Annotated in this window: 17 protein-coding genes; 6 read left to right on the forward strand and 11 right to left on the reverse strand. The window is 57.9% G+C overall.

Going from position 1 to position 20,049, the window contains the following annotated elements:
- Positions 1–160: 160 nt before the first annotated feature.
- The 5 genes from T424_RS0117460 to T424_RS0117480 form a co-directional block, all read right to left on the reverse strand.
- A complete protein-coding gene (locus T424_RS0117460; RefSeq protein WP_027488874.1) occupies positions 161–1,237 on the reverse strand; it encodes an ABC transporter ATP-binding protein in 1,077 nt (358 codons plus the stop codon).
- The gene (locus tag T424_RS0117465; protein ID WP_027488875.1) at positions 1,230–2,990 is read right to left on the reverse strand and encodes an ABC transporter permease; all 1,761 of its coding nucleotides are present in this window, start codon (positions 2,988–2,990) and stop codon (positions 1,230–1,232) included. Before T424_RS0117465 ends, T424_RS0117460 begins: the two co-directional genes overlap by 8 nt.
- Before the next feature lie 64 nt (positions 2,991–3,054).
- The gene (locus T424_RS0117470; RefSeq protein ID WP_027488876.1) at positions 3,055–4,161 is read right to left on the reverse strand and encodes an ABC transporter substrate-binding protein; all 1,107 of its coding nucleotides are present in this window, start codon (positions 4,159–4,161) and stop codon (positions 3,055–3,057) included.
- A 118-nt stretch (positions 4,162–4,279) separates the two neighbouring features.
- Positions 4,280–5,374, reverse strand: coding sequence for an isocitrate/isopropylmalate dehydrogenase family protein (locus T424_RS0117475; protein WP_027488877.1), 1,095 nt, complete (start codon positions 5,372–5,374; stop codon positions 4,280–4,282).
- 87 nt (positions 5,375–5,461) lie between these two features.
- A complete protein-coding gene (locus T424_RS0117480) occupies positions 5,462–6,388 on the reverse strand; it encodes a GntR family transcriptional regulator (protein WP_027488878.1) in 927 nt (308 codons plus the stop codon).
- 184 nt (positions 6,389–6,572) lie between these two features.
- On the opposite strand from T424_RS0117480, the gene acnA reads away from it, so the two are divergent.
- Positions 6,573–9,158, forward strand: a complete 2,586-nt coding sequence (gene acnA, locus T424_RS0117485) for an aconitate hydratase AcnA (protein ID WP_154664974.1) — start codon at positions 6,573–6,575, stop codon at positions 9,156–9,158.
- A gap of 89 nt (positions 9,159–9,247) precedes the next feature.
- On the opposite strand, the gene T424_RS0117490 is transcribed toward acnA, so the two are convergent.
- The 4 genes from T424_RS0117490 to T424_RS0117505 form a co-directional block, all read right to left on the reverse strand.
- Positions 9,248–10,036: an SDR family oxidoreductase gene (locus T424_RS0117490; RefSeq protein ID WP_027488880.1), complete on the reverse strand. Its 789-nt coding sequence runs from the start codon at positions 10,034–10,036 to the stop codon at positions 9,248–9,250.
- Between the two features lie 14 nt (positions 10,037–10,050).
- Positions 10,051–11,529: a sugar ABC transporter ATP-binding protein gene (locus T424_RS0117495; protein WP_027488881.1), complete on the reverse strand. Its 1,479-nt coding sequence runs from the start codon at positions 11,527–11,529 to the stop codon at positions 10,051–10,053.
- Positions 11,530–11,850: 321 nt separating this feature from the next.
- Positions 11,851–12,777, reverse strand: coding sequence for a sugar ABC transporter substrate-binding protein (locus tag T424_RS0117500; protein WP_027488882.1), 927 nt, complete (start codon positions 12,775–12,777; stop codon positions 11,851–11,853).
- 125 nt (positions 12,778–12,902) lie between these two features.
- The gene (locus T424_RS0117505; protein ID WP_027488883.1) at positions 12,903–13,883 is read right to left on the reverse strand and encodes an ABC transporter permease; all 981 of its coding nucleotides are present in this window, start codon (positions 13,881–13,883) and stop codon (positions 12,903–12,905) included.
- 231 nt (positions 13,884–14,114) lie between these two features.
- Here T424_RS0117505 and T424_RS0117510 point away from each other — a divergent pair, with 231 nt between their 5' ends.
- The 5 genes from T424_RS0117510 (at position 14,115) to T424_RS0117530 (ending at position 19,315) form a co-directional block, all read left to right on the forward strand.
- The gene (locus T424_RS0117510; RefSeq protein WP_027488884.1) at positions 14,115–14,924 is read left to right on the forward strand and encodes a transketolase; all 810 of its coding nucleotides are present in this window, start codon (positions 14,115–14,117) and stop codon (positions 14,922–14,924) included.
- A complete protein-coding gene (locus tag T424_RS0117515; RefSeq protein WP_027488885.1) occupies positions 14,924–15,880 on the forward strand; it encodes a transketolase family protein in 957 nt (318 codons plus the stop codon). The genes T424_RS0117510 and T424_RS0117515 overlap by 1 nt, the downstream gene beginning before the upstream one ends.
- Positions 15,881–16,018: 138 nt before the next feature.
- Positions 16,019–17,488: an FGGY family carbohydrate kinase gene (locus T424_RS0117520; RefSeq protein WP_027488886.1), complete on the forward strand. Its 1,470-nt coding sequence runs from the start codon at positions 16,019–16,021 to the stop codon at positions 17,486–17,488.
- Positions 17,489–17,546: 58 nt separating this feature from the next.
- Positions 17,547–18,500, forward strand: coding sequence for a sugar-binding transcriptional regulator (locus T424_RS0117525; RefSeq protein WP_027488887.1), 954 nt, complete (start codon positions 17,547–17,549; stop codon positions 18,498–18,500).
- A 29-nt stretch (positions 18,501–18,529) separates the two neighbouring features.
- Complete coding sequence (locus tag T424_RS0117530) at positions 18,530–19,315, forward strand: SDR family oxidoreductase (RefSeq protein ID WP_027488888.1); 786 nt, start codon at positions 18,530–18,532, stop codon at positions 19,313–19,315.
- Here the strand turns inward: T424_RS0117530 and T424_RS0117535 are convergent.
- Both T424_RS0117535 and T424_RS0117540 read right to left on the reverse strand, forming a co-directional pair.
- Positions 19,305–19,646 (reverse strand): N-formylglutamate amidohydrolase, encoded by a 342-nt coding sequence (locus tag T424_RS0117535; RefSeq protein WP_154664975.1) that lies wholly within the window; start codon positions 19,644–19,646, stop codon positions 19,305–19,307. The genes T424_RS0117530 and T424_RS0117535 overlap by 11 nt on opposite strands.
- 206 nt (positions 19,647–19,852) lie before the next feature.
- On the reverse strand, positions 19,853–20,049 hold a 197-nt coding region (locus tag T424_RS0117540), incomplete at its 5' end, for an ATP-binding protein (protein WP_027487501.1).

The raw sequence follows: 20,049 nt of genomic DNA on the forward strand, positions 1-20,049 counted from the left end.
TCCTGGAGCATTTCCGGCAAGACCTGGGTTCGGTCCTGCGTCTGCAAATGCGTCAACACAAAAAGTAAGAGCAATGCCGCCGGACATGCGGCCTGACGTCAATGCTCCAGCGAGACTGCTGGCCGCCATGCAGGACGGCCAGCCGCCGCTTGAGGGCCGACTATTTCTGGCCCGCCGAAAACACCCAGACGCTTTCCGGTGGAATGCGCGCCCAGACGGTTCCGGATCGCAATTGCCTGGCCCCATGCGCCTTGGCGACAAAATCCCCTCGACGCAGACGATACTCCCAGCGATCGCCAAGATAGATGCTGTCGTCGAGGCTCATTTCGATCGCGCCGGGATGGGGTTCATCGCTCACGCTGATCTGCTCGACGCGGATTACCGCACGCGCATCCTTCGTGGCGCCAAGGCCCGATGCCTCAAGCACTGTGCCTGCCAAATCCCAATTCTCGCCGCCGATGACAGCGCGGGACCCATCCACGGTCTTGACCTTCGCCTTGACGATATTATTGGCGCCCAGAAAATCGGCTGAATAAAAACTGTTCGGGTTGGAATAGATTTCCTGTGGGGCACCCTGCTGTACGATCCGACCGTCCTGTAGAAGAAGGATATTGTCGGCAGCCGCCAGCGCCTCGCTCTGGTCGTGCGTGACGAGGATTGCACAAATTTCCAGATCGAGGATCAGCTTTCGAATCCAGTAGCGCGCCTCCTCACGCAGCTTGGCGTCGAGATTGGACAGAGGCTCGTCAAGCAACAGAACGCGCGGCTCGTAGACGAGCGCGCGGCAGATTGCGACGCGCTGTTGCTGCCCGCCGGAAAGCTGCGAGGGAAAACGATCCGCAAGATGGCCAAGCCCCATCCGCTCAAGGATAGCCTGCACGCGCTTTTCGATATCGGCCTGAGCGACATTGCGCAACTTCAGGCCGTAGCCGACATTCTCCTTGACGGTCCGGTGCGGCCAGAGCGCATAAGACTGGAAAACCAGCCCAATATTGCGCTGCTCGGGTGGAAGCGCAATTTTCTGCTGACCGTCAAGAACGGTTTTGCCGCCGATGACAATCTGGCCGACTTCCGGCTGTTCCAGCCCGGCAATGCAGCGCAGCAGCGTGGTCTTGCCACTCCCCGACGCGCCCAGAAGCGCGACGATCGATCCCCGCTGTGCGGTAAAAGAGGCGCCTTTCAGGATTTGCAGACCGCCCAGCCATTTCTCGACATTGCTGACAACGAGTTCAGTCATGGATTTTTGCTCCTAAACGCAGGGCGAGTGCGAGACCTGCGCCTGTCAATACGATGCTGATGAGTGCGAGCGCGGCAATGGTGTTCATGGCGCCGGTTTGCAGAAGCGAAACCATGAGCGAGCCAATCACTTCGGTGCCGGCGCCCATGAGGTAGACACCCGTTGCATATTCGCGAAGGAAAATAATCATGATCAGTGCCCAGGCACCGGCCAGACCTGGCCGGACAATCGGGATGACCACATCCTTCCAGGTGCGCCCGATGGTGGCGCCGGTCGTGCGCGCCGACTCCTCCAGCTCGGGAGCGACCTGAATGAGGGTGCCCTGCAACAGCCGCAAACCGTAGGAAAGGCCGACGACGAGATAGGCAACGAACAGGCTGACCAGGGTGGGACGAAATGGCGTGAGGAACGGAACGAACAGGAACACCCAGAAGAATGCCAGACCGACGACCAGACCCGGCAGGGCGCGCGGCAACAGGACAATATAGTCGAGCACTGCATTCGACATTCCCCAATTCCGGTGTCCGGCAAGCCCAACCGCCAGATAGATTGCAACCGCGGCCGCGCCGCCGACAACCGAAAGAAGGATGGTATTGACGATGCCGTTATAAAGGCTCGGCACCTCCAGCATACGGCTGAAATTCGACAATGTCAGTTGATCCCAAAGGCTGACGCCCTCCCCCCAGGCATCAACGAAAGCACGCGCCGTGATACCGCCGATCGGCAAGACCACCGAGACAAAGAGCCAGAGCCCAATGATCGAAAGGGCAATGATCTGGCCGCTTCGTCCGAGCTTGAGCGTCGAGACCCGTGCGCCCTTGCCGCCCATTGCCGCATATTTGCGCGAGTTGCGCAACAGCTTGCGCTGCATCCACACCAGCGGCAGCGTGATCAGGACGAGGACCACCGCAACAACGGCCATAAGCTGGTAAGTCGGCGTGCCGAACAACGTCGTAAGCTTGTAGATATAGGTGGTGAGCACCATGATGCCGTTCGGATCGCCAAGCACCAGGGGAATGCCGAAAGTTTCAAAGCCAAGCAGGATATTGAGCGCGGCGGCGAAAATCAGCGCCGGCAGGACCATTGGCAGCGTCACGTCGCGCGAGACCTGCCAGATCGAAGCCCCGGTCGTGCGCGCCGCCTCCTCAAGATCGGACGGCAGATTGCGCATTGCGGAGGAGACATAAAGATAGACATGCGGTACGTGGCTCAAGCCGGCAATCAGTATCATGCCCGGAAGGCTGTAGATGTTCCAGGGCACCACGCCGATCAGGTCGCGGACGAAAAGCGAGACGAAACCCGCCGGACCGACGGAGACCGTATAGCCAAAGGCCAGCACGATCGAGGAGATGAACATCGGCACCAGAACAAGGATTTCCAGCAGGCGCTTTCCCTTGATGTCGGTGCGTGTGATCAAAAAGGCGAGCAGGCCGCCAAGCGGTACGGCGATCGCAACCATGCCGAAGGAAAAGACTGCGGTCGTGCCGAGCGCACGATAGAAATTCCTGTCGAAGAAAACATAGCGGTAGGCGTCGAGACCGAATTTCGCGCGCGGACTGAAGAAGGCGGCGGTCAGAAAGCTTTGATAGACGATCAGGCCGACCGGAGCCAGCACCGCGATCGCAAGCAGGCTGATGACGATACGCCTGTAAAGTGTAGCATTGCCGTGGCGCGGCATTTTCGCTGGATATTTCTTTTCGGCTGCGGCTTTCGAAAGCTCGATAGCGGCCGGTGCTTGAGCGTGGGTAGACATTCCTTGCCTCTCGCATGAAGGAGCGGAGCCGCGACGCCCGGACAGCGCCGCGGTGAGCGAAGCATCAGCGGCCGAGGGCTGCCTTCCAGTCGTTGAGGAACTGGACCCGTTTCATCTGGTCCATGTATTCCAGAACGCCTTCATCGACGGCGATCGGCTTCAGGCCACCTCCAACCCGTTCATTGAGCGTCTTGATGTTGAGGCCGGCGGTAACATCCTCGCGCACCGATGGCAGGCCGCCTGCCGCAAGAAGGGACTGGCCTTCGTTCGAGAGCATGTAGTCTATGAACAATCTGGCCGCATTCGAATGCGGCGCATCCTTGGTGATCAGCGCCAGACGCGAAAAGGCCGGCGTATAATCCTTCGCGAAATGCACGCCGAGATTTGGACTTTCCTTGACCCAATCCAGCGCATAGGAACCGATGATATTGATGGCGATGACGTTTTCGCCCGATACCACCGTCTCCTTCATGCCGCCGGAGCTCGAATAGATCTTGGCGCCATCTGCGCCCATTGCTTTGGCAAGATCCCAGAAATCCTTGCGGTTGCGGGCATCGTTGGAATGATGAAGGAAACCGGAGCCTGACTTTTCAGGATCGAAGGTTGCCACCTTGCCCTGGAGTGTCGCCTTGTTGTCCTTCAGAAAGGTGATCATGTCGGCATAGGTTTTCGGCAGCCTTTCCTTTGCAAGCGCCTTGGTGTTGTAGATCACCCCGATGGGCTCAACGGTCGTTGCGAAGAGGGCGTTCTTATAGTTGGCCCAGGCTGGCAACCTCGCAGCCTCGGGCGAGGAATATTCGCTCGCATAGCCCTCCTGCACGAGCGTCATTTGCAGGTCCATAGCCGAACTCCAGACGACATCGGCGGTTGTCTGGCGGGCCGCGGCCTCCGAAATCACCTGATTATAGGTGCCGTTGGTGCCAAGATCGTTATAGGCGATCTTGATGCCATATTTCCTGGTAAAGCCGTCTTGCAGTTTCTGCGACTGGGCGGCATCGGTGGATGTGTAGATCGAGACCGTGCCCTCCTTCTTCGCCTTGGCGATGAGGTCGGCGTAATCGGCCGGATAGCCGGCAGGAATTTCCTGCGCAAGTGCGGCGGTTGCCAATGCGGTCATAAGCGCCGTCGTTACAGCCAAAGCTGTAGACCGCCCTGCAATATGCATGTTCATTTCTGATCTCCCCAAAAGCGCCCGGCTCCATTCTCCTCCGGGCATATAAGCGAGGACTTATGTCCTCGCCTCCTCCGATCATGCATTATTGGCTTTCCCAATGCCAAAATGCATTTTATCAGGCATTGACAACCTTTCGGTCGCCGCCGCGATTTTGCACGGCCCTGGCAACAAGCGCACCAAAGGCATCTGTATTGATATTGCCGCCGAGGTCGCGGGTACGAGATGAAGGATTGGCAAGCACCTCATCGACGGCGCGCTCGATTTCCGCACCGGCGGCTTCGAATTGCGGCAGACCACGCTGCTCACCAAGCCAGCTCAGCATCATCGCCGCCGACAGGATAAGCGATGTCGGGTTGGCAATGTTCTTGTTTTGAATATCGGGTGCCGAGCCATGTTGTGCCTGGGCGCAGACGAGACCGGTCTCGGCATTGGCATTGATGGATCCGGCAAGACCGAGGCTGCCGGAAAGTTCGCTGGCAAGGTCCGAAAGGATGTCCGAATAAAAATTTGTCGCCACGATCACATCGAAACGGGACGGGTCGCGCACCAGATGTGCCGCCATCGCATCGATGATTACGTCATTGAGGGTAACTTCGGGAAATTCGGCCGCAACCTTGCGGACCTGCTGCATGAACAACCCGTCCGTCAGGATGAAATTGTTTGCCTTGTGAACCGCCGTGACCTTCTTGTCACGCTTCATTGCCAGAAGGAAAGCCTGACGCGCTATGCGCTCACACGCATGGGCCGTGATCTTGCGCACGGAAAGCGCAACATCCGGAGTCGGCATGAATTCGCCGGTGCCGGCATACATGTTACGGTCCGGGTAGAAGCCTTCGGTTGCCTCGCGCATGATGACGAGATCCATCTTCTTGGCATCGTTGAGGAACGGCCGAGAGCGGGCCGGACGGACATTTGCATAAAGATCGAGCTTGACGCGAAAGCCGGCCGAAACATTCACACCGCCCTTGTCGCGGGCCGGGTAATCCATGTGCGACTGCGGCCCAAGGATGATGCCATCGAAGCTGCGCGCCCGCTCGATCGTTTCGTCGCGCAAGGTGGTTCCAAACTTCTCCAGGCTGGTGAAGCCTGTGTCCTCGAAATGATATTCGAGCCCCAGCCCGAAGGCCGCATCGGTGGCCTTCAAGACCTCCATTGTAGCCGCTGTGATCTCGGGACCGATCCCATCACACGGCGTCACGAATATTCTCATCTGATAATCTCCCATGAAGCGACGAGCGGGATCGCCGCGCAATGTCACAGGCAGATTATTGGCTTTTTAAATCCAAAAATACAATAACTATTTTGTAAGAATTTCTTTTTCGTGTGCCTGATGCGACCATGACCATGTCACGGGCGATTTCTTGGAGAGCGCACCGCTGAGGTGCTGGCGCATCGCATAGGATGCCTCGACGACCTCGCCGCGCTCAAGAAGATCAAGGATTTCGAGATGCTCCTGGCATTGACGAACAGTGCGGCTACGATCAACGCGGGAGCGATATTCAAGAAGGCGCCGCATTCGGTTCACCCGCATGAGAGAAAGATGGAAAAACGGATTGTTCGACATCTTGATGAGTTCTTCGTGGAAAAGCGCGCCATTGTGAAGAAGCCGTTCGGCCGGCAGTCGCTCGATGTCGGTATCCAGCATCCGCAGCTGAATGCGTCGTTGTTCCTCGATGATTTTCCGGTCAAGCCGGAACTCCGGCTCCAGCATTGCCGCCGGTTCGATCAGCATCCGAAAGCGATAGATCTGCTCGAATGCTTCCGGCGTTTTGGCCACGGGAAGAAACCGCCAGCCGTAGCCCTGCTTTCGCTCCGCCCAGCCTTCCCGCGCAGCCCGCATCAGTACATCGCTGACCTGCGCCTTGGTCAGGTCATAGCGCTCTCTCAGCATCTGCTCGGTAACTTCGGTCGGAATCCGATCCGTAAGCCAATCTTCCGCCAGACGCTGATAGTCGTTGGCCACCTCGAAGGGCTCGGCATCTTCGCGCACACGTTCGGCGATGCTCTCCGTGATCTCCTTGACAAAGAAACCGCGATTTTCTTTCTGCTCGAGCAGCCCCTGCGCGGCAAGCATCTCCATCGCCTCCCGCACGGGCGAGCGCGAAACGCCGAACCTGTCGGCTAGCTGCTGTGTTTTCAGATGATTGCCCACAACCAGCTCCCCGGACGTGACGAGCAGCGTGATTTCATTCGCGATGGTCTGAGCCAACTGGCTTGAGCGCATTTTACCTGTCCTGAAGCGGTCCTTTAACGGAGGCAGGATAACGCATCGGCAGGCCGGGGAAAAGAACAAGGCCTCACAATTTGGATGCGATAGCACAGATAAAGCCAATTTGCGTCGGTTTTTTCGTTGACAGTCAATCAATATTGGCTTTTTAAATCATAAAAGTCATTTTTAGGAGGCCATCTTGGCCATACAGCGCATCCATACGTCAAGTGGTGATCTCAATGCCGTCAATCTTGTCGGCATCTTCGGCGAAGACCTGGCGCGGCTGCCATGGGTTCACCGCATCCTCCTTGAAAACATCGTCCGCAAGACCCCACATCTTGAAAGCGCAGCCGCACAAAACCTGAGGGATTGGTTGAAGAACGGCACAAGCAATGCCGAGATCGCCTTCCACCCCTCGCGGGTTCTGATGCACGATACGACCTGTGTACCTGCCCTTGTCGATATTGCCGCCATGCGTGACGCCATCGCTGAGGCTGGGGGCGATCCGGCAGGCCTTACACCGGTACTTCCCGTCGATGTGTCGGTAGACCACAGCGTCGGCGTTGACCGCTATGGCATGGCCGATGCCCTGGATTTCAACATGCATCGGGAGATGGAGCGCAACAGTGAGCGCTACAGACTGATGAAATGGGCAACGACCGTTCTTCCCGGCGTCAGGGTCCATCCGCCTGGAACCGGCATCATGCACACGATCAATCTCGAGCAACTGGCGACAGTTATCCAGATCGAGGAACAGAATGGAGAAAAATGGGCCACGCCCGATACGTTGATCGGCACCGATAGCCACACGCCGATGATCAATGGAATAGGCGTGCTGGCCTGGGGTGTCGGAGGCCTGGAGGCGGAAAGTGTTTTCTTCGGTCTGCCTGTCACCATCCGCCTTCCGGATGTCGTTGGCGTGCGGCTGACAGGCAAATTGCCCCCAGGCGTGCTTTCAACCGATCTTGCACTTGAGGTAACGCATGTCCTGCGCCGTCACGGGATTTCGGGGGAGTTCGTTGAGTTTTTCGGACCCGGTGTCTCGACGCTCAGAGCAGGCGACCGGGCTGTGGTTGCCAATATGGCGCCGGAATATGGTGCATCGACCGGCTACTTTCCAATTGATGAGCAGACGGTCGCCTATCTTCGACAGACCGGACGCGCGAGCCTGCATTGCACCCTGGTCGAAGAGGTCGCCAGGGCTATGGGTCTATGGTTCGACGCGAAAACCGAGCCGCGCTACACACGGGTCATCGCTATCGATCTCGCAACCGTCGGCCCCACTTTAGCCGGACCACGGCGCCCACAGGACAAGCTTTCCCTCAACGCCGCAGCCAGCGCACTGCAAACTGCGGCTGGCCGGCAATTCGAACCAGTGACGAATGGCATCCCGGACGGCGCCATTGCCATCGCCGCCGTGACGAGCTGTACCAATACGTCTGACCAACGTCTATTGGCCGCAGCCGGCCTGGTTGCACGCAAGGCCAGCGCTTTGGGCCTGCGCCCGCCGCATTGGGTAAAGACGTCGCTGGCACCCGGATCGCCATCGGCAGAGCTTTTTCTCCGGCGAAGCGGCCTGCTGGAGGAGCTGGAAGCCGTCGGATTTGGGATTGTCGGCAACGGCTGCACGACCTGCATCGGCAATTCCGGCCCGCTCCAGCCGGACATGGCAAAAGCCGTGGCCAATGGCACAATCGCTACGGCACTCCTATCGGGCAATCGTAACTTTCCCGGCCGGGTTCATCCCAGCCTGCAATTCGGCTTTCTGGCATCGCCTCCGCACGTCGTCGCCATGGCTCTTCTGGGGAAAATCTGTGACGATCCCATGGATAGACCGGTCGCGGAGACGGCAGACGGGAAAACCGTGTATCTGCGTGATCTCCTCCCGGCCGATGAGGAGATCGAGGCGGTCGTCAGGGACTACTCAAGACCTGACGACTTCGCCGCCGCCTTTCACCGCGCTGCCGCAAACAGGGCCTGGGCAGAGCTGGATGCGCCGGCATCGTCAAAATACCCATGGGATGCCAGTTCGACCTATATCCGGCGTCCGCCCTTTGCCGCTGCAACCACACCAAGCCGGCTAGGCCGCTATAAAGCACATCCGTTGCTGGTTCTTGGCGACGATATGACGACGGATCATATCTCGCCTGCCGGTCAGATCAATGCGCAGAGCTTGGCCGGTCGCTATTTGACAGGCGCAGGCAATCCTCCTAAGGATCTCAACGTGTATGCCGCACGGCGCGGCAATTGGGAAGCCATGATCCGTGGCCTGTTCGACAACAAAACCGCAGCCAACCTTCTGATTGACGGACGCCCCGCCTTATCGACGATCCACGCGCCGACACTTGAGGAAGGCGCCTTGTTCGATGTCGCAGAGCGTTACAGAAAGGAAGAGCGTTCCGTGGTCATCGTGGCCGGAGAACGTTATGGTGCGGGATCATCACGCGATTGGGCGGCCAAGGGCGTGGCATTGCTTGGCGCACGCGCCGTCATTGCAAAAAGCTTCGAACGAATTCACCGAACAAACCTGATCGGCATGGGCGTTCTTCCGATCATCCTTCCCGCAGATGGACCATTCAGCGTCGGCATATCGGACATAATCGAAATCGAGGCCGACCAGGTCACGCCGCGTGGAAAAATCCCCCTGACGCTGATTGACGCTTCCGGAGTTCGGCAGGCGATCCATGCACAAGCCGCCGTCGAAACCGACCAGGAACTGGAAATCCTCAATCACGGCGGCATGATCCCGCTGATCCTGCGCCACCATCTGGAGCGCGTCCGGTGAACAAAATGTTCACCGGACATTGTCCAGGCTCTTGTCTTTTACAACTCTGAACGGAAAGCCGGATCCGGAAAGGTTTTACGCGACGCCGCCTACCAGCAGCAAAAACCGCCATCCACCAGAAGATCGACACCCGTCACAAAGCTTGCCGCATCGGAAAGCAGGAAAATTGCCGGTCCGACCATTTCGTCTACATGCGCCATTCGCTGCATCGGCGTCTGCTCCTCGAAAAGCCGGGTCTGGTGCACCATTTCCGGGCGGGTATTCATCGGCGTTGCCGTATAGCCGGGCGAGATTGTGTTGACGCGAATTCCGCGACCAACCCATTCCATCGCCATGGATTTGGACATGTGAATCACGCCAGCCTTGGAGGCATTGTAATGGCACTGCGTCAATCCTCGATTGACGATGACGCCTGACATGGACGCGATGTTGACGATTGCACCGCCACCATGCTTCAGCATCGCCTGCGCTTCTGCCTGGCAAGAGAGAAAGACACCCTTGAGGTTGATGTCCATCATGGTCTGGAACTGGCTTTCCTCCATTTCCTCCGCCGGGTTTGCATTGGCTATACCGGCCGCATTGACCGCAAGCGCAAGCGGACCAAGCTCCGCTTCTGTTCGGGCCACCGCATCGACCAGCGCCTGTTTGCTTGTCACGTCTGCGGCGACCTCAACCGACTTTCGGCCTAGATTGGCAATGAAATCCGCCGTCTGTGCCAGTCCATCATCGGTACGGCGGTCGAGCAGCGCGACATCGGCGCCAACCTGTGCCAGACCCATGGCAATACGCTGACCAATGCCGGAACCGGCACCGGTGACAAATGCGACCCGACCGGAAAGATCGAAGAGTTTCGGCGCGTTGAGGGTTATGGTGGACATAGGAACTCCCTTCTTCAGATTGTCGCCAGTTCCATGACCGAGACATCGTTTGCTTCTTCACGGTCAAGAATTCCAGCCTGATTTCCCTGGGCAAGAACGAGGATGCGACCCGACACGCCCAGCACCTCTTCCAGATCGGAGCTGACGACAATCACTGCCACGCCCTGTTTCGCCAGATCGACGATAATATCGTAAATGCCTGCACGCGCGCCGACATCAATGCCGCGTGTCGGCTCGTCCAGCACAACGACACGCGGATTGCGCGCCAGCCATTTGGCGATGACGACTTTTTGCTGATTGCCGCCGGAAAGGTCTGATGCAGGCTGCTCACCGGATCCCTTCACACCGAATTTCGATATCGCAGCATTGGCAAAACGGCGTTTCCCGCCAGGCGTGACCCAGCCCGTACCAAGAAGATCGAGGTTGGCATAGAGAATATTCTCTGCGATTTCATGGTCCACCACGAGCCCCTGAATCTTGCGATCCTCAGGCACCATGACGATACCATGATCGATAGCGTCCGCGGGCGTCTTCAGCATCAGTGGCCTGCCATCCAGAAGGATTTCTCCTGCCGCAATCGCGTCGGCGCCGGCAATGGCGCGCACGAGTTCCGTTCGGCCCGCACCGATCAACCCGGCGATCCCGAGAATTTCGCCAGCCCGCACATCGAAGCTGACATTGCGAAACGCATTGTTTGCCCCGGTCAAGCCTTTTACCTCTAGCACCACCCTATCCTGCGCTTCGGGCACTGGCGGGAACATACGCTCCAGCGACCGGCCCACCATGCTTTCCACGACGGTGCGCACGGGCGTTGCGCTATCGGCAAACTCGTTGACGCGCACACCATCGCGCAAAACGACGATGCGGTCGGTGATTTGACGGATTTCTTCCATGCGGTGTGAAATATAGATGATCCCGACGCCTTCTGCCCGCAATTTGCGCACCTGTTCGAACAGCGCCTGTGTCTCGGCTCCGCCGAGTGCCGCCGTCGGCTCGTCGAGAATAAGCAGCCTGGCATTCAATGTCAGGGCCTTTGCAATCTCGATAAGCTGCTGGTTTGCGGTGGACAGTCCTGCCACTTTTCGGGTCGCAGGAATATGAAGGTTCAGGCGCGATAATTGCTCCTGTGCGCGCCGAACCATTTCCGCGCGGTCCAGTTTGCCGTTCTTCATCAGCCAGCGTCCGATAAAGACATTTTCGGCAATAGACAATTCGGGTAGAAGCTTCAGTTCCTGGTGGATCAGGACCACGCCCTTGTCGATGGCGTCACGCGGCGAGGCGGGCGCATAGGGTTGACCAAGCCATGTCATCGTGCCCTGCGAAGGCGCGCGCGACCCCGCGATGATACCTGACAGCGTGGATTTTCCTGCGCCGTTTTCGCCCAAAAGCGCCACCACCTCGCCTGCATGGACATCGAGATCGACATTCTTCAGGACCTCAAGCGGACCATAGCGTTTGCTGATGCCACGCAGCGAAAGAACCGGCTCACGCATCACGGGGACCCTCCCAATACTGCCAAGCAGAAGAGCCGGGTCGCCAGACCTCATCGGCTCGAAAATGCCGGACGCGATTCAACCCGACAAGGTCAAAAAGCGCCCCATAGCATTGCCCGGAGAAAACTACAGTCACCGTTTTCCGTCCGGAAATGCGCGAAAACAAAAACTCGGAGCGCGCCCGGTGAAACAGTGTTCACCGGGCGGGTTCTAGAGCATAATCCGACCTGAGTGAAACGAGGATCGATAAGATTATGCTTCAAAAATAAGACGTTAGAGCGCCGATCTGATTCAATCAGATCGAAAAGCGCTCTAAATCGATCAAGGATGGTTGGCGATGAAGCCTGCGACATTATCCTTGGTTGTCAGCGTTGCATCGAGAAGCTGAACCGGCGGAACCTTCTCGCCCGCCACGATCTTCACGGCCATTTCGACAGCGGTGCGACCCATCTTCTGCGTCTGCTGCGTTGCCGTGACGTTGAAAACACCGTTTTTCAGGGCTTCGAGCGCTGCGGTGTCTCCATCAAATCCACCGACGATGATTTTCTGCGACGGGTTTGCAACCTTGATGGCCTGTGCGGCGCCAAGCGCAAGGCCATCCGCCTGCGCGAAGACAATGGAGACATCCGGGTTGGCCTGAAGCATGTTCTGCATGATCTGGAAGCCTTCGTCCTGACTCCACATGTTGGACCATTGTTCGGCAACGATCTTCACATCCGGGTTGGCCTTGACCGATTCCATGCAGCCCTTGGTGCGGTCCACTTCCGGCGTCGTGCCCTTCTGGCCATGAATGATGACCATTTTGCCCTTACCGCCAGCTTCTTTGATGATGTGATCGCAGACGGCCTTGGCGGAGGTAACGGAGTCCGTGGCAAGGAAGGTATCGCCCGGCGCGCCATCGGCGTTACGGTCAATATTGATCACCGGAACCTTCACGGCCTTTGCAAGCTTGACCGGAACGGTCGCAGCAGCAGCACCTGCCGGAATATAGATCAGCGCGTCGATATTCTGCGTCAGGAGGTCCTGGATTTGGTTGACCTGCGTGGGGCCATCGCCCTTGGCATCGACAGTCACAACCGTAATGCCGCGCGCCTTGGCTTCCGCCTCAACCGATTGCTTGATCTGATTGAAAAAGTTCGCCTGAAGGTTGGCGACAGCAAGACCGATCTTCTTGACTTCAGCGGCGCTGGCAGCGTTGAGCGAGAGAGCGAATGCGGCCGATGCCAGCAAAATGCGAGAAAGCTTCATGTTGTTTTCCTCCGTTTGGTTATGGCTTCGGGACACTGAGCCTCCTCCCTATGCCGCTTATCCCCTCCCTCCCTTGAGAGGGAGATGGTCTGTCTGGGCGGAGCTCCTCCGCCGGAACCTGAAAATCAGCCTCTTCTGCGACGCAGCGTCTCTGCGCCCACGGCAAGCACGATGACCACGCCGATGATAACCTGTTGCAGGAAGGGCGAGACATTGAGAAGGTTTAGCCCGTTGCGAAGCACGCCGATGATGAGAACCCCGATCAGGGTTCCGCCAATGCCGCCAGCGCCACCGGAAAGGGAGGTGCCACCAATGACGACCGCCGCAATCGTATCGAGTTCGTACCCAAAACCGCTCGACGGCTGGACCGAATCCAGGCGAGCAGCAAGAACGATACCGGCAAGACCAGCCAGAACCGCGCAGATGACGTAAACACAGATCGTGACCAGCGGCACATTGATGCCTGCAAGACGCGCCACTTCAGCATTTCCGCCGACCGCATAGACCCTGCGACCCTCGGCGCGATAGCGCAGGAACACCCAGGAAACGGCAACCACAACCAGCATCAGCAGCACGGTGGCCGTCAAAATTCCGAAATGCCGGTCGATGGCAAGCATCATGAACCAGTCCGGAAAGCCGACGATCTGTTGGCCGTCGGTGATCATGTTCGCTATGCCGCGCGCCACCGACATCATTGCAAGGGTGGCGATAAAGGCCGGGACGCGAAAAGCCGTGATCAGGATACCCACAACAAGACCGCAAAGGCCGGATGCCAGAAGCGCCAACAGGATCGCCGAAGCCATGGGCATCCCGGCGACATTGGCCGTCCAGCCCATGATCATCATGGACAGCGCCAATACCGATCCGACCGAGAGATCAATGCCACCAAGCAAAATGACGAAGGTCATGCCAACGGCCATAATTCCAAGAACGGTGATCTGATCGAGAATATTCAGGCCGTTGCGCAGCGACAGAAAGTTATCGCTGGCAAAGGAAAGAAACAGACACAACAGAAGCAGACCCACGAGAGGCCCTGTCGCACCACTCAACCAGGCGAGCGGACTTCTGGTTTGGACGGTCGCGTCCTTGTGCTCCAACACCGCCATGGTTCCTCCCCATTGTGCAGGCCTGATCGCTTAAACCGATTAGCATATTTATTCAGTATCGGTGTAAAATGCATAATTCAAGTCCGAACAGCTTGTCAATAGCCGGATTTTCGAACCGAACGGTTCAGGAAAACCCAGGAATTGGCTGTTTCGGACTTGACACCGAAGCCCATTCTGCAATTATAAAACCACACGCATATTTATTCATTCATGCATCTTGATGAGGACCCCATGGAGCCCGAAGAACTTGAGCAGGTCGCGCGTCAGATCCGCCTGCGCGACGTGCAGGCCGTTTTCGAAGCTGGCGCTGGTCATGTGGGCGGGGAAATGTCTGCCATCGACATCATGACCGCACTTTATTTCCGCGTGTTGCGTATCTGGCCAGACGATCCGAAAAACCCTGCGCGAGACCGCTTCGTGCTTTCCAAGGGTCACACCGCCTGCGCGCTCTATGTAACGCTGGCCAAGCGCGGTTTCATTCCGGAAGAGGAAATTTCCACCTTCCTCCAGCCCAATTCGCGTCTCAACGGCCACCCGAACTGTAACAAGGTGCCGGGTGTCGAGACAAATACAGGCCCGCTCGGCCACGGCTTGCCCGTTGCAGTTGGAATGGCGAAAGCCGCCAAACTATCGGGCGCCGATTACCGGACCTATGTCATGACAGGCGACGGCGAGATGCAGGAGGGCTCCAACTGGGAGGCCATCATGGCTGCTGCGCAGTTCCGCCTCGATAATCTCACGCTCATCATCGACCATAATCGTTTCCAGCAGGGCGCGGCTCTTTCGGAAACCAATGACATCGCCCCGCTTCGCCCGAAGCTGGAAGCCTTTGGCTGGGATGTCACGGAAATTAACGGCAACGAAATGGCCGAGGTCGTTACCGCGCTCGAACATCGCAGCCAGCGGCCACATTGCGTCGTTGCCCATACCAATAAGGGCCACGGCATCTCCTTCATGCAGGACAGGGTAGACTGGCACCATAAGGTTCCGAGCAAAGAACAATATGACATAGCCGTCAAAGAACTTTCGGAGGCACTCTGATGAACGGGACCGTATCTTCCGCCAATCTTTATGATTGCCGTGATGCCTTTGCCGAAACCATCGAGGCGCTGGCAGCAAACGACCGGCGCGTCGTGGCTGTCTGCAATGACTCGGTTGGCTCATCCAAGCTCGGCGGCTTCAAATCGAAATTTCCCGAACGCCTCGTCAATGTCGGAATTGCCGAACAGAACATGGTCGGCGTCGGTGCCGGACTTGCCAATGGCGGCCAGCTGCCGTTCGTATGCGGCGCGTCCTGCTTTCTCACAGGTCGCGCCCTTGAGCAGATCAAGGCCGATCTTGCCTACTCCAATGCAAACGTGAAGCTCATCGGCATTTCATCCGGCATGGCTTACGGCGAACTTGGACCAACGCATCACTCCATCGAGGATTTTGCCTGGACCCGCGTACTGCCAAACCTGCCGGTCGTCGCCCCATGCGACCGTATCGAAACCGCGGCAGCGGTTAAATGGGCCGCGGACTATGCCGGACCGTGTTTCCTGCGTCTTTCGCGCGTCGGCGTACCGGATCTTCTTCCCGAAGGCCATGTTTTTGAAGTAGGCAAGGCCAATCTCCTGCGCGATGGTTCAGATCTGACCTTGATCGCGAACGGCACCCTTACACATCGCATGGTCAAAGCGGCCGACATTCTCGCAAAGCGCGGTATCAGTGCCCGCGTGCTGAACATGGCGACCGTGCGCCCCATCGATGAGACGGCCATCATTACGGCCGCCAGAGAAACCGGCGCGATCCTGACGGCGGAAGAGCATTCCATCTATGGCGGCCTCGGCTCCGCCATTGCCGAAGTGGTTGTCGAATGCGCTCCGGTTCCCATGAAACGCCTCGGCGTTCCCGGCGTTTTTGCCCATACCGGCTCTGCCGAGTGGCTGCTGGATGAATTCGGCATGGCACCAAACGCCATTGCCGATGCCGCGCAAGCGCTGATCGAGAGAAAATAGTTTCCTCCCAGCCGCTCATGTTTCCCACCGGAAACGTGGGCGGCACCGTCTTCATGAGAGCTTCGCAGATCAATCAGTCCGATCGGTAGTGTTATCCTATCGCTTACCCTCAAGGCCTGCCGGGAAGAGAACACAATGATACGCGCCATTTTGTCAGTCGATCAGGGCACGACAAATTCTAAGGCCATTCTGGTTTCGGAGGCGGGAGCCATTCTTGCCAGAGGCTCATCGCCGGTTGGCATTTCCTATCCACACCCCGGCTGGGTGGAACAAGACCCCACCCGGATCTGGGTATCCGTTTGCGAAGCCATCAATGCCTGCCTTGCAGCTGCTCCCGGCGGTGTCTCGGTGGAAGCCATCGCAATTTCGAACCAGCGCGAATCCGTTACCATCTGGGATTCCCAAACAGGAGAGCCGCTTGGGCCGGTTCTGAGTTGGCAGTGCCGTCGCACGGCGAGCGAATGCGCCGACTTGATCGAAAAGGGCCATTCTGACCGTGTCATAGCGCTCACGGGTCTTCCCATAGACCCGATGTTTCCCGGCGCAAAAATGCGCTGGCTTCTGGATCGGGCGCCCAAGGGGCGAAGCGTAAGGCTGGGAACCATCGATAGCTGGCTTATTCATTGCTTTACAGGTGGCCAGGTTCATGCTTGCGATGCATCGAATGCCGCACGCAGCCAGGCACTCGACCTCAATCGCCAGCAATGGAGCGACGAGCTTTGCGAGTTGTTCGGCATCGACATCCATGCCTTGCCGCAGGTCCGAGACAGTAGCGGCGACTTTGGCGTGACGAAAAACCTGCCTGGTATCAAGGACGGTACGCCAATCCTGGCGGCAATCGGCGATAGTCACGCGGCCCTTTTTGGCCACGGCGCCTTCAACCCCGGCGACGGCAAGGTAACGTTCGGTACCGGGTCTTCCGTCATGACCACCTTGCCGGAATTCATCGCGCCACAGCAGGGCATTACCACGACCGTCGCATGGCGGCTTGGCGGCAAGCCGACCTTCGCCTTCGAGGGCAATATTCTCGTGTCTGCTTCCTCGCTTCCATGGATGGTGGAAATCCTTGGATTGCCGGACATCGCGACCCTCGTGGAACTCGCCGCCACCGCCACGCCGGGAGGCCCCGGCTTCGCCCCCGCATTCGTCGGCCTTGGCGCGCCTTACTGGGACTCGGACAGTCGCGCCCTGTTCTCCCAGATCAATTTCTCAACCACCCGCGCCCAGATGGCACGGGCCGTCGTCGATTCGATTGCCTTTCAGGTCCATGATGTCTTCGCCGCCATGGGCGCGCAATCGCCAACCGGCTTCGGCCGTCTTTTTGTCGATGGCGGCCCGAGCCAGAACCGGTTTCTGATGCAATGCGTGGCCGACATGCTGCAACATACCGTCATCCAGCGCGACGCGCCGGAAGCGTCGGCATTGGGCGCAGCCTATCTCGCCGGGCTTGCGCTTGGAATTTGGTCCGACCTTCGAACCATTGCCAAGCTTAATGCCAGTGGCACGAAAATCATACCCGCACCATCGAACAGAAGTGAGAAACTGGCGACCTGGGAGGATGCCATTGCCCGCTCGACCTTGAAAATTCCTTCCGCTAAGACTGAATAAACATTCACACTTGGACAAAGGAGTGCCCGTCGTGACCGGCAACGCTCCAGGAGGATAAATGGGTAGGATCAACGAACTCCGACTTATCTCGCGTGTCGCACAGATGTATTACAGCGAGCACAGGCGACAAGCCGAAATTGCCGAACATTTGCACCTGTCGCAGGCAACGGTTTCCCGCATGTTGAAGCGCGCGGAAGCCGAGGGGATCGTGCGGACCAGCATTATACCGCCCGCAGGTACCTTTAGCGAACTTGAGAACCGCCTGCGCGAGCGCTTCGATCTTCCGGAAGCCATCGTCGTGGACTGTAGCGAGGATCGCGACGGCGCTATCATGGCAAGGATCGGCGAGGCAGCCGCCCACTTTCTGGAGGTCACGCTTTCCCAAAACGAGATCATTGGCGTATCCAGCTGGAGCGAGACCATTTTCAAGATGGTGGAGAATATCCATCCGCTGAAAGGCGCAAAGGCGAAATACATCGTACAAACCCTTGGAGGGATGGGCGATCCATCGGTACAGACACACGCCACGCAGATCACCACACGGCTTGCGCGACTGACTGAGGCAGAACCGAAGCTACTTGCCGTACCCGGTGTCGCGACCTCCCGCGAAGCAAAGCTCCTGATGTTGTCCGATCCATTCGTACGGGAAACGATCGATCTTTTTGGCTCCATTACCCTCGCCGTCGTTGGCGTCGGCGCGGTCGAGCCGTCGGAACTTCTTGCCCGCTCCGGCAACATATTTTCCGCAAAGGAGCTGGCCGATCTCGCACAGGCGGGCGCCGTTGGCGATATTTCACTGCGGTTCTTCGACGGGGACGGGCGTCCGGTCAAAACGCCGCTCGATGACCGGGTTATCGGCCTGCCGCTCGAAAATCTTTCCAACGTGGACCGCGTCATCGCCCTGGCCGGTGGCGCCAAGAAGACGGAAGCCATTGCCGGCGCCCTCAGAACCGGGGTGATCGACGTTCTCGTCACCGACAAATTCACCGCCGAACGTCTGGTCGGCTCCTAACAAATTCCAGGGTTCCATCAGGAGGAAATATGAAGCGTTTCGAGGGACAGTCGGTATTCGTCAGCGGCGGCAATAAAGGCATTGGCTATGGCATTGCCCGCCGTTTTGCTGAAGAGGGCGCAAAAGTCGCTATCGCCGCAGTGGAAAAGAACACAGCAGACATCGCCGCCAGGCTGGCCGAGGAAACCGGCGCTGAAACATTCGGCGTTACGCTCGATATCCGTGACGCCGCAGCAGTCCGCGACGCCTACGAAGCTGCGGAAGCGGCAATCGGGGCACTCTCCGTTTCTGTTCAGAACGCTGGCGTCATTACCATCTCGAAGGTCGAGGATTTGACTGAAGACCAATGGAACCTTAACATGGAGGTTAACACGACGGGAGCATTCCTTTGCTGCCAGGAGGCCATCCGCCGCTTCCGTCAGAGCGGAACAAAGGGACGCCTCGTCAATACGGCGTCCGGCCAGGCACGTCAGGGCTTCATCTATACCCCTCATTACGCGGCCTCGAAATTCGGCGTGATCGGCCTGACCCAAAGCCTGGCCAAAGAGCTGGCGGCCGAGGGCATCACCGTCAACGCCATCTGCCCGGGCATCATCCACACCGAGATGTGGGACTATAATGACCGCGTCTGGGGTGAAATGCTGGGCGACTACAAACCCGGAGAATTGATGGCCGAGTGGGTGCAAAACATCCCCATGCGTCGCGCCGGAACACCTGCCGAAGTGGCCGCGCTGGTCACGTTTTTAGCATCCGAAGACGCCACCTACATCACCGGTCAGACGATAAATGTGGACGGCGGACTTATTATGTCGTGATCGACATGGCTCTCTGCTGTTTCTTGGACTGAGTATCCAGTACGAATGGAACGGCCCATGGCCGGCTCGAGGCAAAAGCTTCATCGAGATCTCGATTGAGGTCGATTGCCAGCCGCCCCACGTCGCCAAGAATGACGGTTATGCCGGCATCAATTGCAAAGCTCAGCGCAACTTCCTTGATGCCGATATCAAGTGCAAAATGGGTACCTGTCTCAAGTACCGCTTTAAGTTCTAAAATAGGGCAGTCTTCTGTTGCGTGCGGCGCAACTACAATGCAGGGCGCAAGGTTACTTTGTGTTGGGCGCATCGAATCTACATTGTCGCTTTTCAAGAGTCTTTCACACGGTTTAATTTTACCTCAAAAAGACTTTGCTGCGTGCGGTCAGCAACGGCTTGTCAATCGGCGTCGTAACGGGACCCCTTATCGGCTCCCAAAAGGGACCCCTGCCTCTGGTTGCATCGGGTCAGCGCGCGTAGGCCCGGAGCTCTCCATTTAGCGCAGGGGCCTGCGGGCGCGGGTTGTTTGTCTTTTCGGCTTTAGCTTTGAGAGCGGTTTTTAAAGCGCCAGGATTCGTTCCCGGTTTCCACGATCTCGCAATGGTGGGTGAGCCTGTCGAGCAGAGCGGCGGTCATTTTGGCATCGCCGAATACGGCTGGCCACTCGCCGAAGGCCAGGTTTGTCGTGACGATGATCGATGTCCGCTCATAGAGCCTGCTGATGAGATGGAAGAGGA

It is taken from the genome of Allorhizobium undicola ORS 992 = ATCC 700741 (assembly GCF_000621665.1).
GTDB classification, from domain to species: Bacteria; Pseudomonadota; Alphaproteobacteria; order Rhizobiales; family Rhizobiaceae; genus Allorhizobium; species Allorhizobium undicola.